Below are 13098 nucleotides of genomic sequence, written 5' to 3' on the forward strand. Positions count from 1 at the left end.
CGGATCGTGACAGAAACCTACAGGATCTCGTTTAGCTGAGCAAGAAACACTCGAACTGCTGAGGGGAATATGGGAATCCTTCAAGGCGCTTTACGCAGGATAGCCGACCTGGCGCGCTATGATGGGGTTCTGTTTTGGCAGGATACATACCGGCATTATCAGACAACGTTTTCTGGCGGGAAACGGCTGTCAGGCCGGGAGCATGGTGTTATCTGGAGGCTTTTTCGATAGCAGACAGCAGTCTTTCTGCCGGAATAAAGCCTGGAAATACAGTGATGTTTTGGGGCGACGTACCACTGATGGGCATGACAATGATATCCTCATGCACCCGATCAATCACGTAAGACTGACGATTTCTGGAATCACTGCGGTCCTCAAGCACCATTCCGAGGCGATAAGAACCTGGCATGCGGCGGGTCCGCTGATCGAGCCAGACAGGGTGTCTGGCTTCAATATCCACACCGTCGCGGGCCAGTTGCCCTGCATTTTGAAGCGCATTACGAATAAGCCCTGTCAGGTGTGACTGTTCACGCTTTCCGATTACCACTGCAGTTACGTTCTCGCTACCGCCGTTCAGCTCTGCGAAGCGCGTGGCCAGTGATTCGTAGCGTTCGCGTTTGTCAGGGATACTGACCACCGAGGCTTCCAGACCTGGTGCTGGTTCTGTTCGACGGGAACGACTTATACCGGCTGACTCCAGTACCGACATGGCGTTACCGTTAGCCTGGCGCCCGGCGCTGTCGAGAAAGACCAGTTGAGCATCCTGCGCGCGGGCTTCACCCAGCAAAACCAGTGTTTCTTTCAGTCCAAGACGCTCTGCCCCCTCAATAATCAGCGTACTCTGGGGTTTAAGATGGAAATCGCCACTCAGGACATGCTGGCGGCTGATAAGTCTGTCGCGCAGTGTGTCTGATTTTGCCAGTGATATGGCACGTTCTGCGGAACTGGCCAGAACCTGAACATCACGACCGAGTGCCGTGGAAATACCGGTTAGCTGAGTCGTCAGGTCGCGGATACCTGCCACCCCTGACGGAGCATTCATCAGTACCAGTGGGTCCTGCTCCACGACCGCCAGTGACGGCGGTGCATACTGCTCAGGTCGGGTAAAACTGACCACACTTGTGGATTTAATGTGTTCCTGGCTAAGAGCCTGAATGGACAACTCATCCAGCAGGTGGATCCTTGAAGTAAAAACACCCTTTTCACTGTCCAGCGGAACAATCATGCCGTCTTTCAGTGACGCATCAATCGCAACACGAATATCTTTCATGTCCGGGAGTTTTTCACTCAGTTCGGCCGTTGTCAGCATCAGTTCACCAAAGGTGAAACGTGTTTTATTGTCGCTCAGCTGCGAGATGGCCTGGCGAACAGCTTCGGTCACCTCCGGAATCGGTAATGGTTCCTCGAAGCGACCGTTCGTGGTGAGATGAATCCCTCTGTCACGCGTCTGAGAAGGTGCCTGTTTCTCTCCCGACACTTTACCCTGATCCTGTTCCGGAGTTGTTGAGGTGGTTAATCCGGGCGTTACGGGAGTGTTTCTGAGTACGCTCCCTGCTTCTGGTACCTTTTCCTGGCCTGTGTATTCAGAAGGTTGAATACTGTCCTGGTAAGCCCTGAGATCAAATCCCTTCTCTTTCATCTGCCCCAGCCAGCGCTCCATGAGGCGTAACCGGGAGGGATCAACTTTGGCCCTTCGGGTATCCTTTGCCGCCACATCCCGGCTGCGTAATGTGGCCTCAGCGCCGATTGCCCCCTGAATTTCGCGTCCCCGCGAGGAAAATTCTTCCCTGACTTCTTCCGGCACCCCCTTTATTTCCCACATGCCATGTTTACCGACTTCTTCTACCTCATGGCCCAGCGCCTCCACACGGCTTCGCAGTGCGCTGCGGTATATTTTCCCGAGCGTCACCTGCATTTTCATAACCGTCTCAATAAAACCGGCATTATGGATATAGTCAGTGGCCAGCGCTTTCCACTTACCATCCTGTTCTGTCATGTTGGCCACAAGAAGATGCGTGTGCAGCTGGGGATCAAGATTTCTGGATGTATCATGGGTGAATGCCGCCGCCACCATTTTGCCGGTATGTACGATGGAAGTGATCCCGTCTTTTGTATCACGGGCAGAAATCAGCTTCTCAACATAACCTGCAGCAATACGAACGGCATGGTTATGGGCTTCCAGCATCTCCTTATCGCCCCCAATGAGTGCCAGTATTGAGACGCTTTTGGGAGCTGAAAAGGTAAGATCATGGCCCGGCCGGTGTACATGGTTGCCATTAATTTCTTTACCCAGGCGGGAACCATCAGGTAAACGCCCTTCCAGTACGGCTGTCAGGTCATCTCCCCTGACCTGACCATCGAGGCCCAGCGCGTCAGCGCCTTCCCCCATCCAGAGGCTTTGCAGGTTACCGAGGAAATAATAGTTATCTGAATGGCTGTAGTAGCCAGCAGCATCCGCTGCCGAGCCAATAGGGGCGACTGACATCATAATTCAGGTTCTCTGTCGTCATAATGTTGATCGTGTTCGCCATAACCCGGATCGTCGGGATGGCGATGCAATAAAATATTTTCTTCGTCCTGCGCGAGACGTTTATTCGTCTGGTGTGTTTCCGGACTGGTGTCTGTACGGGCTGTTTTTCCCGACGTCGTGACCGTTATTCCCCCATCACTATTCGGGGTGATTCGTGCATCCAGGTTCAGCGTTTCCCCTGCCGCGCTCTCATCTCCCTGCTGATCGTTCCCTGATGCGTTAGGCCGTTGGCGCGCCTTTTGCAACATATCCAGGGCTGAGGTAACGGGCTGTTCAGTACCGGATGTACGATGGCGGAGACTGCGCAATGCCGCCGGCAGAGTGCTGTCCTGAACAACAGGATTGGGCACAACTGGAATGGCTGGTTCCCCAGAACACGGAGAGTCATTTGCAGAAACAGAAACTGAGGGCGTCGGTATTTGCTGTGGCGCTTGCCGGGTAAAAGGCAGTGGGAAAACATTATTTTTCTCAACGGAGGAAACCTTCACGACATGAGATTTTTTTTCGGGAATTACTGATGGCGAAACAATGTGTTCCTGCTTCGGCTCCGGTTCTGTGGCCCGGACAGGAGTAACGTCTGCCGGTGGTGTTTCTTTTTCTGTCACAATGGGTGAGGGCCGGGAAGTAATGACTGTATCGCCTCCGGATGCAGTTGTATTAGTACCCGACTTTTCCAGTATTTCATCCCCGGTCGGGAAGGTCAGACCGGCAGCAGAAGCAGCACGCTCATTTTTTTGAATCACCTTTTCCAGCTCGGGACTCAGAGCATCGCGAATGTTTCTTTCAATCAGCCCGGGATGATGCTTTTTCGGCTTCCGTCGCAGCCATGACCCAGCAAAACAGATCAACGATTTGTTCAGCTGTGATTTCTGATTCACATCTTCCGGAAGATTCTTGAGCGGCGGTTTTGACGTTGACGTTTCGTGTGTGCATCCTGGTTTTCTCCTGTGGTGATGGTTTTCCATCTCCCTGGTGAGTTCTCTCGCGGCAAAGGGCAAAGGAGCAACGGCTGACGAATGAACGCAGGGGCGTCACCGCAGGCCGCAGCGCAAGCGAGCCGACAGGCGAGTGCGAACGGGCGAGGAACGGCGAAGCGTACCCTTGCGGGCAGGCGGCTGACGGTGCTACAAGCAGCCCTCCGCGTGAGGACACGCAGGGCGATGGCCTCACCGGATGAACAGGATGCACACACCCGACACGTCGGAACGGCGTGGCGGCATCAGAGCGACGGCATCGCCGGCGCGGTGGAGGCGGCGCGACCGGCACGGGCGCAGCAAGCCGCAGGGGTTGACCTTCGCCATCAGACCCTAGCCGTATGGCCCGAAACCCGCAGGGGTTCGGCGGAGACTGGCAGGTGCGCAGCAGCTGCCCTGACGGAGTGGGGCTCGACGACTGGACAGCGTCAGCTGGTCAGGAGCCGAAGGGGGCCAGTACCCGGAGTTTTTTGCAGAGAAAAACTGACCAGCAGTTATGCTGCTACCAGAAATAAAACGGGGAAATCAATTTCATATTTAACAACCTTAAGTTGCATAAGGCGGGGAGTGTGAGCATGAGGGAACCGTAAGGTTCCCTCACTTTATACAGACTCCCGAAGGAGCCTTATTTTTAAGGTGGAATGTTTTCAGACAATCAATCTTTCGGAACGTATCCTTTTTCCCACAAGCTTAACGCTGTCTGCCGTATCCATCCGAGGAAATCCGGGCCATAAAAGACCTGTCGGTCAGCCCGAAGAGGAAAAGCCTTTATACTGACAAGACGCCTTAATTCTGTCTTATAGTCGTAATCGCAAATCCAGACAAACTGGCGTTCGGATACGATTCGGTCAATTTCTGCATTCACCTGCAGCGCAATGATGTGCCCCTCTTCTGCCGGAGCTTTTTGATTTGAATTAACGCACCATTGCCCTGCGGTTCCAGTATCTATATTGCCTATTACTTTCAGTAGATTAGCGGGAGCATCATACATCGTATTTTCTGCCATCTTAGTACTCCTTAGCAGCGGCAGGATTTATTACCGCTGCGTTTTCCAGCATGGTCATAACGACCATATTTGGGATCAGTAATCGGCTGCCAGTTCGTTCATCAGCGCCCCACATTCACGATCTGCACGTTCTGCTTCTGACATCGTCAACATGTAGCCTCTTTTTGTTGCAGCCCCCATGAATACCGGACGATCTTTCAGTGGCAGCTTTACAAGGTAATTCATGGCCATACTCAGGAGACGGGATTCATAAATCTCATAGTGCAAACCACAACCCCGGTTAGCCTGTTTTTCCATACGGGCCAGCACCACATCTGAGCGAATAACGTCAAACGGGTTACGAGATTGCAAATTCCGCACAAAACCATCGGTACGCAGAGTTACATTTTTACGGTTCATTACTGTTCACCTTATCGTTCAGGGTTTATGAAAAATTGCCGACAGCGCGCCACGAATGAAGTACAGACAGGCATCAGTGCGGGTAAATGTGTCGCCATAATGAGCATGAACTTCCTGAGCTAAGGCTACGTTGTAGTGCGCTCTGCCAATGATCCACGCAATTTTTTTCATCCATCTTCCGGAAGATTCTTGAGCGGCGGTTTTGACGTTGACGTTTCGTGTATGCATCCTGGTTTTCTCCTGTGGTGATGGTTTTCCATCTCCCTGGTGAGTTCTCTCGCGGCAAAGGGCAAAGGAGCAACGACGTCTAAGGAAGGAAAGGGGCGGAGACAAAAGTTTTTGCGGCCCCAGGCAAAAAGTTTTGGCGGAGTTTATATACCCCTTGGATGACGACACGGCGGTGCTACAAGCAGCCCTCCGTGTGAGGACACACAGGGCGATGGCCTCACCGGATGAACAGGATGCACACACCCGACACGTCGGAACGGCGTGGCGGCATCAGAGCGACGGCATCGCCGGCGCGGTGAAGGCGGCGCGGCCGGCACGGGCGCAGCAAGCCGCAGGGGTTGACCTTCGCCATCAGACCCTAGCCGCATGGCCCGAAACCCGCAGGGGTTCGGCGGAGACTGGCAGGTGCGCAGCAGCTGCCCTGGCGGAGTGGGGCTCGACGACTGGACAGCGCCAGCTGGTCAGGAGCCGAAGGGGGCCATCAGTCGGTTATTACTGAGACCAGAGGAATAGAACAGAACCATGCAGACAGTAGATAAATGATCCGCAATCAGCAAATCACAATGGACAGGGCGGGAAGAGAGCGGGCGCGCCGCAGGCGCTGCCGCCCTGCCCCGTTCCCGGAGGGAACCGTCCTTCCTGGCTGTTCATGCTTGCGATCGCACCAGAAGAGGAAAAAGGGGCTGCCAGCGAACCGGCAGCCCCTTCATAAAGGCGCTTCAGGCATGACCAAACCACCACAGCCCCTGATTGGCGGGGGTTTCCCCCCGCCGGGGTTAGCTACTTAGCGGATTCGTAAGCCATAAAAGCCGCCACCTCCCTGTTCGTGTCCCTGTACCGGATTTCACAGAGTGATTTACGGGTCAGGTAGGTAAATATCAGTAGCGTGAGACACACTATTAATACGCACCAGAACAGGGTGTTTCGTGGCAGTTTCATGGCCTTCTTCTCCTTGCCTTGCGGCATCTAAGAGGCTATTCTGTTGGTGTCTAGTCAAGCAGATCGCCTCGTGTGTTGGTTAATTTAATTAACTTCCTACGGGGCTTTCTTCTTTCTGCCACACAACATCTGAAACGTCATGAGGCAAAAAGCCTCAAGCGCCACCGCCATTATACCTCACCCCATACCAGGCTGACCAGGCATCTTCCCTTTATCTCTCTGATTTTATGTGAAATATCGTGTTTTTTCGATATATAAATCTCGGATTTACCCCAAAAAAACTGCACCTTAATCAGTCGGGTATCCAACTTTTGGGGCGCAGTCCAGTTCAGGCGCAATTGAAATTATTCAAATCCTAGAACGGAATATCATCGTCGAAATCATACGGCGGTTCGGGCTGCGCTGGCGGCTGCTGAGGTACTGCCTCTGCGTTTTTTCCTTTTGCCGTTTTACTCTTTCCTTTTGCTGCCCTGCCCTCGCCTTTTGCGCCACCTTTTACCGCCGGAGATGGGGTCTGAGGTTCCGGCTGCGGCTGTCCACTAAACTGCTGACCGCCCTGCTGTACCTGGCTGTCACGGCGACCGCCCAGCATCTGCATAGTGCCGCCCACATTAACAACGACCTCTGTGGTATATTTTTCCTGACCAGACTGATCGGTCCATTTGCGGGTACGCAACTGGCCCTCGATGTAGACCTGAGCACCTTTACGCAGATACTCCGCTGCGATTTCCGCCAGTTTTCCGAACACGACAACACGGTGCCAATCGGTGTGTTCGCGTATCTCCCCGTCCTGCTTATCGCGCCATGTTTCAGACGTTGCCAGGGTAAGATTTGCCACCGCGCCCCCGTTGGGCATGTAACGCACTTCAGGGTCCTGCCCCAGATGACCGACCAGAATGACTTTGTTTATGCCACGTGCTGCCATGATAAATCTCCTTAATTCAGTGCCTTGCTTTTAAAAACCATCACCCGTTGAGTTTCGGGAGCCGCGGTGTTGACGTTTGCGGGAACCTGCTGCGCTGTTCCCCTGGTATTTAACTTCACCCGTTTGAGAACCTTCGCCGCAGGGGCGTAAACGAGCACGGGCGATGGCAGCTGTCCTGGGCGCGGTTTACCGCGTGCCATTTACCCTGGACGGCTGACAGCGTTTGTGCTTGTCTCAGCCCAGGCGAGAGGGGCTTAAACGGTGAAACGGCACCAGAAGTGGATGAGAGCAGGAGCCCGCCGCAACGTCGGGGCGCGGCACGCGAAACGGCGTTGCGCCTTACAGCCCGGCAGCCTTACCGCCGGGGTGCGAAAAGCGCAGGCTACGGCGCGCCAGGGGCGGCGTGACCGGAACGGTCGCAGCAAGCCTGCCTTTGACTTTCGCCATCAGACCCTAGCCGTATGGCCCGAAACCCGCAGGGATTCGGCGGAGACTGGCAGGTGCGCAGCAGCTGCCCTGGCGGAGTGGGGCTCGACGACTGGACAGCGCCAGCTGGTCAGGAGCCGAAGGGGGCCAGCACCCTGACATTTTATATTTCAAAAACACAGGGAAGCAGCAGCAGGAACAGGAACAGGAACAGGAACAGGAACAGGAACAGGAACAGGAACAGGAACAGGCAGCGTATTATTACCGGCAGGAAAAAAACCACACACACTGGCCAGAAAAAACTATCACCTGGCATGCGTAAAATCCGGCCGGCGACAGGCAGAATGCATCAGGAATGGCGCTATTTTTTAACCTCATCCTCTTTTCTGGCATATTCCGGGGCATTTTTATCCGGGAGCTGCTCACTGAACTGGCGGTAATAGTGCAGTCTCCCCCAAAAATACGCTCTGAGATGTTCAGGTACATCTCTGGCCACCAGTTCAGCGACAACCGGCATAGCCAGCCTTTCTTTATACGCCACACCTGAAGCGACCAGGTCAATGGCCACTTTATCCTGATCTTCTTTCGATGTTGCCGCGAGATTAAATACAGACATCAATATACTCCGACGGAAATGTAAACCCGCAGTCAGTGTATGCCATCTGAGTCAGGGGGGAAGAGGACGTTGAGCGGCGCGAAGCGCGGCGCAGGTCCTTCCTCCCGCAGGCGGCAGCCTGCATGGTTTTTCGCGCGGGCTGACAGGCGGCATAACCGCCTGCCATCATGCTTACCTGCCCTTTCCTCCCTGTAAGATGAAGTGACCGCCGATGTGCACGGCACACTGACAGGTCATGTATTCGCAGATTTCATCCACGACCTGCGCGGTTGTCAGTTCGCGCTGGTCGGCATCACGGCGGCGGGCATTAATCAGTGCTTTGTACTGGCGAAGAATTTCGCGGGTTTTCGGCTTAATATTCACGGGGTACTCCTTCTTATGCGTCAATCGCGGTCTGTAACTGGCGCATGGCGTCCAGTTCTTCAGCCACAAATGCATCTGCATTACCACCCCCTTCTTCTGCCACGGCGTACAAGCGATTTAGTTCACTGCCTGCCAGTAACATTATTTTTTGCAATGCACTAGCCGGAACGCTGACATCACGTATTGCGCGGCGCTCGTCCATCAGTTCTTCAGTGATGCCACGGATCATGCTCACATCGGCCCCCTGATCATACGTCGCATCCAGTCGCTGCATGACGCACGTAATATCCTCCTCGGACAAATTCCACTCACTGGTCAACATGCGGATGTCCTCCCGCGTAATACAGAGAACCAGCAACGCTTCATCAGATGACAGGTCATATTTCAGGAGATCGGTCATGATTTCTTTCACGGGTGCGTACATTTTTTATTCCTTTTTAAAAGGGGCGGCATCGCCGCCCCGTCTGTTATTCAGCCGGACGCTGCGTAAACGGCACTGCCAGCAGGGTTTTGAGCATATCCAGCGCGGCGCATTCCTCGGCGGCCGTGTCCGGCATCTGATAACGCGGAATGTTCATTCCGGCTTCCATCAGGGGCAGCAGGACACGCAGCGCATCCTCGGGTACAGCAATCTGGCGCGATGCCCGCGCGGCGGAAATTTTGCTGAGTTCATCGGCGACAAATTCCAGTCCTAACCCGTACCGCCACACTCCGGCACTGCCTGCTTTACCGATGACGCGGAGCACATAAGACACGTCGTCGTCCGTGGGGCTGTACTCCGCGCCCGCTTCACGCACGTCCTCCGGCGTCCAGGTAATGACGGCGATTTGTTTGTTGTTTTCATGCTGTTTCAGCAAAGCAATACAGATTTCACTGACGGTTCCGTACATGGCATGTTTCTCTTTAATTGATGAATGGCGGTTACAGTGGGGCGGCATCGCCGCCCCGTTGGTTAATCAGTCGAGTGCGGCATAAATGGCGTTGCATTCAGGGTGAAAAACGATGTGATTCCAGAGCTGGGTATCACGCAGCATATACAGGTGTGTGAGTGCAGCGTTGCCGCAGTCGTGATGCGTCCAGCAACGGCGGTTAATGGCAAGCGAGGTCAGAATAATTCCGGCGACGTCGGCGCTGACGGTACGATCAAACCAGTTTTCACCGTTGATCATGTGTACCCGACCGCAGTCGGGCATCATGTAGCCGCCGCCGTCCGGCAGACGGATGAAATGCCAGAAACCACCGTTGTATTCGGGCATCCACTGTTTTGCCAGGGCATACACCTGTAATTCAGCCAGCATAAAATCGTTGCCGAACATGTACGGCAGGAAAGAAAGGCGGTCGGATTCTTCGACGTTAAGGGTGTGCTGACGCGTAGCTAACTGCATGGTAAACCTCCGTAATCACATATTCCGCGACACCGGGCGGTGCCGTGCATCCAGACCAGTCGGGCGATCGGGCGTGGATACAAGGGCGCAAGGGAAGCCGCAGCCTGACGCGCACGGCAGACGGGAGCTGAAGGGTGAGACCGTGAAACCTGAGCGGTCGAACGACCGGAAGATAACGGCTGACGTGAAGGAAGGACCGGGTGACCGCCGCGTGCACTTTACCCTTGTATACACGACAGCCCGACTACGATGGATGCACGGCACAGCCCGCACACGGCTCCGGACTGACAGAGTGGAAAACCACCAGGCCACGTCACGCAGGGACGGGGCCGCCATAAAAGCGGAGCCGGCGACATCCTTCAGGGTTGATTCAGGGGGCCTCCGCCCCCTGCTGTTCGCTACACTGGTCGGATTGCTGACAGGGCATTGCAGACAAGACTGATTTCTGCGCGCGCTTCTGTCATGACCTCATGTAACAGGGTTAAATCCATCCACCGGCGCGGAGGCTCCCCGGGAATACGCAGCACATCACACATCTGGCCACATGCCAGGATTTGATCCACTTTGTCACTGATAACAAAGAACTCCACGGCACTGTAACGCGCCCCTTTGTTCAGGATGGCATCGAGCACCACAGGTAGCCTGTCGTCATCGTCGTCCAACCAGCATGGCAAATCGTTTTCTTTCACCACCAGACGGAAATTTCGGGTCTGTCGGTAAAACAGCGTTTCCCCGCGTGTTGTCAGCGCTGCCTGTATCCGGCGTGCATCTTCCCGGACCTGCCGGGAGATATCCCGCACAGCGCGGGACAGGCAGTCCGTTACCGCCTGAATCTCCGGCTCTGTCAGCCATTCCCCGGCCCAGGGAAAAGTTATCCGTGTCCCGTCCTCCGGAAGCTGCGGGTCGTCGGCATAACGGCTGCCGGACAAAATAATCTGTGCCTGTGTTCCGGTTATTTTTGTCATGGCACGTTGCAACGCGGCGGGTACGTCACCGACACAGAGCAAAGGCAGCAGGTGAACGATATCAACTGCATCCAGGCGGACATAAATGCTTATCCATCCCGGTTTGTGCGTAGCACACTGTTCAACATCGGTATGGTCGGGCCAGCCATATTCAGTAATCAAATCGCGCGCACGGCGCATCACAAGGGCGTTTAAGGTGGTGGTTTCCTGCATAATGGGTCCTCTGAACGGGGTCAGTCCACGCCGCCGGGGCGGCGTGGGTATTCAGTTTTTCAGTAAGGCGCGCACTTTCGCCGTATCAGCCAGGCGGCGGGCTACGCTGTCCGGGACCGGGTGGTTGTCATCCCGGGCGGTCCATTCCCTGTGCCACAACGCCTGTTCGGCGGTCGTCAGCAGGGTTTCAAGCAGGTCAGCCGGCACCATCACCGCCGGAACGGCCTGCTTCACCTGATCAATCAGGTCCATCACCGCACTGGCAGACACACCCGACTCAAGCCGTTGTTCTTCCGGTATGGCGTCCAGACGCGCCAGTACCTCCCTTGTGTCCTGTTCAGAAACGGCATACTCCATCCCGTCGGCCAGCGCTTCGATATCCGCCGGGGACCAGACAATCAGGTTCAGCGGGGTTTCTGCGGGATACAGCTCACTCAACAACCGGCAGAGGGTTTCACGGGTTCCGTACATGTTTTTTCTCCGTTGATTCTGTGGGACGGCAACGCCGCCCGTAATCAGTCCTGAAAGCTCTCGTCCAGCATCAGAGCTTGGTTGAATGCCTTATCCAGCAGTTCACTGATACGCCGCAAACTTACCCCTGCGAGCCGTTCCGGTAGTCCGTCATGCCGGTAGTGATATTTTTCTTCCAGCACTTTAAGGGTGGTTTTCAGGTCACATAAATTGTTTGCCAGCCCGGCAATATCGCGGCGCAGGGCTTCATGTCCGTCGTAGTTCATCACGCGGCCTCTGGATAAAAGACGTCATTGGCGGCCGGGCGCTGCATGGCGCGCTGCACGGCTGACAGGCGGGTAATCCCGGCTTTGTGGTACTGCTCCATCAGCTCAATGCCGATATAACGGCGCCCTGCCTGAACGGCGGCGACACAGGTGGAGCCAGAACCGGCAAACGGATCGAGAACAATGGCGTTCGGGTGTGTGAAGCTCTCGATCAACGGTTGCAGGCTGGTAACAGGTTTTTCGGTCGGGTGGTGGCGGTTGCCGCTGTATTTCCAGCCCAGGACGTCCGGTAACGGGTCCAGCGGCAGCGCCGGACGGCCTTTCGCCAGGATATAGGCGCATTCATGTCGGTAGCCGACATAGGCCGATTTCGACGAGTAGGTTTTGGTGAAAACCAGATGCCCGACCACGCTGAACCCGGCACTTTTCCACGACGCCATGAAACGATCGACGCGGTTCCAGCCGTAGAAGCTCACCATCAGCGCGTCTTTTTTGAGGACGCGGTACATCTCATTGCAGGCGGGTTGCAGCCATTCGTCGGTTTTGTCACCTGCAATACTGCGGCCGGAACGGTCACGGAACCCGACCAGATACGGGGGATCGGTGAGGATGAAATCAACGGCGCGATCCGGAAAGGAGGCCATAATATTGACGCAGTTACCCAGGATACACGGGACATCATTGCCGCTGCCGTCAGAGCCCTGGACAGGATCTGGGTGAATGGCCACCGCTATGCAAAGGCAGGCTGTATGCTGAACGATTTCACACCAACCGGGCTATCGCAGCTGAATTTGTTTGATGAAGAACAGCCACGGGAACGGAGCGAGCAGCTGATGAAAGTCCTGGATGGTATTAACCATTCAGGACTTGGGAAAGTATGGTTTGCGGGACGCAGGATTGCACCAGAATGGCAGATGAAGAGAGAAATGCTGTCGCCGGCATATACGACTCGCTGGAGTGACCTCGCTTCTGCGATAATATGATAATGTGAGTAGAATATTTTTATTTTCACATCTTCATAGAATTTAATATCAACCAAATTCCGTACAAGTGGATCATCGGACAGCGGCAGAACTGAATGGGACCACGGTCCCAGATAACCATCTGCCCGCGACAGCGCTGAGTGGGACCACTGTCCCAGATAGCTATCAGACAGTGGCAGGACCGGATGGGACCATGGTCCCAGATAGCCATCAGACAGTGGCAGGACCGGGTGAGACCACGGTCCCAGATAGCTATCAGACAGTGACAGGACCGGGTGGGATCATGGTCCCAGATAACCATCTGACCGCGACAGCGCTGAGTGGGACCACGGTCCCAGATAGCTATCAGACAGTGGCAGGACCGGATGGGACCATGGTCCCAGATAACCATCAGACAGTGGCAGGACCG

At 55.0% G+C, this 13098-nt stretch carries 16 protein-coding genes and 3 pseudogenes; 1 reads left to right on the forward strand and 18 read right to left on the reverse strand.

What is annotated here, in order from left to right:
• Positions 1–316: 316 nt before the first annotated feature.
• From mobF to BZK42_RS24235, 18 genes and pseudogenes are all read right to left on the reverse strand, one after another.
• Positions 317–2488: pseudogene (mobF, locus tag BZK42_RS24135) on the reverse strand (MobF family relaxase); the annotation flags it as partial.
• A complete protein-coding gene (locus BZK42_RS24140; protein WP_158083386.1) occupies positions 2485–3495 on the reverse strand; it encodes a hypothetical protein in 1011 nt (336 codons plus the stop codon). The pseudogene mobF and the gene BZK42_RS24140, both read right to left, overlap by 4 nt.
• Before the next feature lie 664 nt (positions 3496–4159).
• Entirely contained in the window at positions 4160–4510 is a 351-nt protein-coding gene (locus BZK42_RS24150) for a hypothetical protein (RefSeq protein ID WP_080860609.1), read from the reverse strand.
• Between the two features lie 75 nt (positions 4511–4585).
• Positions 4586–4909, reverse strand: coding sequence for a hypothetical protein (locus BZK42_RS24155; RefSeq protein ID WP_080860612.1), 324 nt, complete (start codon positions 4907–4909; stop codon positions 4586–4588).
• Between the two features lie 18 nt (positions 4910–4927).
• Positions 4928–5080 (reverse strand): hypothetical protein, encoded by a 153-nt coding sequence (locus BZK42_RS28780; protein ID WP_158083387.1) that lies wholly within the window; start codon positions 5078–5080, stop codon positions 4928–4930.
• A gap of 837 nt (positions 5081–5917) precedes the next feature.
• Complete coding sequence (locus BZK42_RS24170) at positions 5918–6055, reverse strand: type I toxin-antitoxin system Hok/Gef family toxin (protein ID WP_239000683.1); 138 nt, start codon at positions 6053–6055, stop codon at positions 5918–5920.
• The gene (locus tag BZK42_RS29385; protein ID WP_249025163.1) at positions 5994–6134 is read right to left on the reverse strand and encodes a DUF5431 family protein; all 141 of its coding nucleotides are present in this window, start codon (positions 6132–6134) and stop codon (positions 5994–5996) included. The genes BZK42_RS24170 and BZK42_RS29385 overlap by 62 nt, the downstream gene beginning before the upstream one ends.
• A gap of 297 nt (positions 6135–6431) precedes the next feature.
• Positions 6432–7001 carry a single-stranded DNA-binding protein gene (locus tag BZK42_RS24175; protein ID WP_080860615.1) on the reverse strand — a complete coding sequence of 190 codons (570 nt, stop codon included), beginning with the start codon at positions 6999–7001 and terminating at the stop codon, positions 6432–6434.
• Between the two features lie 589 nt (positions 7002–7590).
• Complete coding sequence (locus BZK42_RS28985) at positions 7591–7743, reverse strand: hypothetical protein (protein ID WP_169922390.1); 153 nt, start codon at positions 7741–7743, stop codon at positions 7591–7593.
• Positions 7689–8043 (reverse strand): annotated as a pseudogene (locus BZK42_RS24190) (DNA polymerase III subunit theta). Before BZK42_RS24190 ends, BZK42_RS28985 begins: the two are co-directional and overlap by 55 nt.
• A 171-nt stretch (positions 8044–8214) precedes the next feature.
• Entirely contained in the window at positions 8215–8406 is a 192-nt protein-coding gene (locus tag BZK42_RS24195; protein WP_080860619.1) for a hypothetical protein, read from the reverse strand.
• Positions 8407–8419: 13 nt separating this feature from the next.
• Positions 8420–8830 carry a DUF1380 domain-containing protein gene (locus tag BZK42_RS24200; RefSeq protein ID WP_080860621.1) on the reverse strand — a complete coding sequence of 137 codons (411 nt, stop codon included), beginning with the start codon at positions 8828–8830 and terminating at the stop codon, positions 8420–8422.
• Positions 8831–8873: 43 nt separating this feature from the next.
• Entirely contained in the window at positions 8874–9344 is a 471-nt protein-coding gene (locus BZK42_RS24205; protein ID WP_249025164.1) for a DUF1380 family protein, read from the reverse strand.
• Between the two features lie 18 nt (positions 9345–9362).
• Positions 9363–9791: an antirestriction protein gene (locus BZK42_RS24210; RefSeq protein ID WP_080860623.1), complete on the reverse strand. Its 429-nt coding sequence runs from the start codon at positions 9789–9791 to the stop codon at positions 9363–9365.
• A gap of 398 nt (positions 9792–10189) precedes the next feature.
• Positions 10190–10969: a hypothetical protein gene (locus BZK42_RS24220; protein WP_080860625.1), complete on the reverse strand. Its 780-nt coding sequence runs from the start codon at positions 10967–10969 to the stop codon at positions 10190–10192.
• A 51-nt stretch (positions 10970–11020) separates the two neighbouring features.
• Positions 11021–11440: a DUF1380 family protein gene (locus tag BZK42_RS24225; RefSeq protein WP_080860627.1), complete on the reverse strand. Its 420-nt coding sequence runs from the start codon at positions 11438–11440 to the stop codon at positions 11021–11023.
• 44 nt (positions 11441–11484) lie between these two features.
• The gene (locus BZK42_RS24230; protein WP_080860634.1) at positions 11485–11706 is read right to left on the reverse strand and encodes a hypothetical protein; all 222 of its coding nucleotides are present in this window, start codon (positions 11704–11706) and stop codon (positions 11485–11487) included.
• Positions 11706–12350: a DNA methylase gene (locus BZK42_RS24235; RefSeq protein WP_080860646.1), complete on the reverse strand. Its 645-nt coding sequence runs from the start codon at positions 12348–12350 to the stop codon at positions 11706–11708. Before BZK42_RS24235 ends, BZK42_RS24230 begins: the two co-directional genes overlap by 1 nt.
• A 15-nt stretch (positions 12351–12365) precedes the next feature.
• On the opposite strand from BZK42_RS24235, the pseudogene BZK42_RS24240 reads away from it, so the two are divergent.
• A pseudogene (locus tag BZK42_RS24240) lies at positions 12366–12689 on the forward strand (DUF4113 domain-containing protein); the annotation flags it as partial.
• Positions 12690–13098: the final 409 nt, after the last annotated feature.

It is taken from the genome of Citrobacter braakii (assembly GCF_002075345.1).
Taxonomy (GTDB): domain Bacteria; phylum Pseudomonadota; class Gammaproteobacteria; order Enterobacterales; family Enterobacteriaceae; genus Citrobacter; species Citrobacter braakii.

What these genes read in the sequence shown, in the direction of transcription:
- BZK42_RS24230 (WP_080860634.1), bottom strand. Translation starts at nt 11,706, where the DNA reads ATGAACTACGACGGACATGAAGCCCTGCGCCGCGATATTGCCGGGCTG.
- BZK42_RS24210 (WP_080860623.1), bottom strand. Translation starts at nt 9,791, where the DNA reads ATGCAGTTAGCTACGCGTCAGCACACCCTTAACGTCGAAGAATCCGAC.
- BZK42_RS24220 (WP_080860625.1), bottom strand. Translation starts at nt 10,969, where the DNA reads ATGCAGGAAACCACCACCTTAAACGCCCTTGTGATGCGCCGTGCGCGC.
- BZK42_RS24235 (WP_080860646.1), bottom strand. Translation starts at nt 12,350, where the DNA reads ATGGCCTCCTTTCCGGATCGCGCCGTTGATTTCATCCTCACCGATCCC.
- BZK42_RS24225 (WP_080860627.1), bottom strand. Translation starts at nt 11,440, where the DNA reads ATGTACGGAACCCGTGAAACCCTCTGCCGGTTGTTGAGTGAGCTGTAT.
- BZK42_RS24155 (WP_080860612.1), bottom strand. Translation starts at nt 4,909, where the DNA reads ATGAACCGTAAAAATGTAACTCTGCGTACCGATGGTTTTGTGCGGAAT.
- BZK42_RS28780 (WP_158083387.1), bottom strand. Translation starts at nt 5,080, where the DNA reads ATGAAAAAAATTGCGTGGATCATTGGCAGAGCGCACTACAACGTAGCC.
- BZK42_RS28985 (WP_169922390.1), bottom strand. Translation starts at nt 7,743, where the DNA reads ATGCCAGGTGATAGTTTTTTCTGGCCAGTGTGTGTGGTTTTTTTCCTG.
- BZK42_RS24175 (WP_080860615.1), bottom strand. Translation starts at nt 7,001, where the DNA reads ATGGCAGCACGTGGCATAAACAAAGTCATTCTGGTCGGTCATCTGGGG.
- BZK42_RS24150 (WP_080860609.1), bottom strand. Translation starts at nt 4,510, where the DNA reads ATGGCAGAAAATACGATGTATGATGCTCCCGCTAATCTACTGAAAGTA.
- BZK42_RS24200 (WP_080860621.1), bottom strand. Translation starts at nt 8,830, where the DNA reads ATGTACGCACCCGTGAAAGAAATCATGACCGATCTCCTGAAATATGAC.
- BZK42_RS24205 (WP_249025164.1), bottom strand. Translation starts at nt 9,344, where the DNA reads ATGCCGCCCCACTGTAACCGCCATTCATCAATTAAAGAGAAACATGCC.
- BZK42_RS24140 (WP_158083386.1), bottom strand. Translation starts at nt 3,495, where the DNA reads ATGGAAAACCATCACCACAGGAGAAAACCAGGATGCACACACGAAACG.